We start from the raw sequence: 521 nt of genomic DNA, 5'->3' as shown, positions 1-521 counted from the left end.
GGGTTATAGGCAAAAATGTGTGTACAGGATGGCCCCGGATCGTTGATCTGACGCCGATGTAGGGGCCTGCACATGCTTTGAAAGCATGTGGGGTGACTCCTCCATCGAATCAGCCGGTTTGTGGTGTATGTGGCGCTAAGCTGGTCAAGAACGGTAAGACCAGTGCAGGACGAACCCGGTGGCGGTGCAAAAACTGCGGAGCCTCCACGACCCAGTCCCGCGCCGATGTGACCCGTCGAGCCCAGCTGAACGTCTTTCTGTCCTGGCTGCTGGGCAAGGACAGCCAGAAGCAAGCTGGCGGCGGCACCGGACGTTCACTGCGGTTCTCCACCGCCTGGTGCTGGGACATAGAAGTACCTCAGCCGGATCCGACCGGGGAGGTCCACCGGCAGGTCATCGTTGATGGCACCTACTTCAACGGCTGGTGCGTGCTCATCGCCCACAACGGCGCCCATGTGATCGGCTGGCAGTGGTGCGATAAGGAATCCAAAGCCGCCTGGGCGGCTTTGTTCAAACGTTTC

2 pseudogenes are annotated in these 521 nt (G+C 60.1%); both read left to right on the top strand.

Features of this window, described 5'->3' with window-relative positions:
• Positions 1-92: 92 nt before the first annotated feature.
• A pseudogene (locus HGQ17_RS15955) lies at positions 93-203 on the top strand (transposase-like zinc-binding domain-containing protein); the annotation flags it as partial.
• Positions 204-227: 24 nt separating this feature from the next.
• Positions 228-521, top strand: a pseudogene (locus tag HGQ17_RS14890) (IS256-like element ISAar5 family transposase); the annotation flags it as partial.

The sequence above is a fragment of the Nesterenkonia sedimenti genome (assembly GCF_012641515.1).
Taxonomy (GTDB): Bacteria; Actinomycetota; Actinomycetes; order Actinomycetales; family Micrococcaceae; genus Nesterenkonia; species Nesterenkonia sedimenti.
This window is presented reverse-complemented; position numbering and strand designations above follow the sequence as displayed.